Source organism: Streptomyces sp. CO7 (assembly GCF_053474865.1).
In genome coordinates this window covers 1-399 of the sequence record NZ_JBRIOU010000145.1, presented here as the reverse complement: position 1 = coordinate 399, position 399 = coordinate 1, and the positions used below count along the sequence as shown (strand labels likewise).

The window sequence follows — 399 nt, the reverse complement described above, 5'->3', positions numbered from 1 at the left end:
AGCGGGGCGTCCTCTCCGGCGCCGGGGCGGTTCCCGCGGCCGCGGTGTCCGCCGCCGGGTCCGGGGCCTGGGCCGTGTCCCGCGCGGGGCCCTTAACCGCCGGGGGCTTCTTCGAGGACCTGCCCGGCGTCTTGCCGGCGGCCTTGTCGGGCGTCCTGCCCTGGGTCTTGGCGGGGGCGGCCTTGGCGACGCCCTTCCGCGAGCCCTTCATGTCCTTGCCGTCCTTGCCGCTCTTGCCGCTCTTGCCGTCCTTGCTGTTCATCGGGTTCCGGGTCGGGTCCGAGGGTTCGTCACCGGGATGGGCGGCGGCCAGGCCTTCCGCCGTGCCGTCCCCGGCGGGGCCGTGCTGCGGGGCGGGATCGTCCGGTGGGGTCGCGCCCCCGGCGCGCGAGGGTGGGG

The 399-nt window shown here is 77.4% G+C and carries 1 pseudogene; it reads right to left on the bottom strand.

From position 1 onward, the window contains the following. Nucleotides 1–262: pseudogene (locus ACOV8S_RS31500) on the bottom strand (hypothetical protein); the annotation flags it as partial. Nucleotides 263–399: the final 137 nt, after the last annotated feature.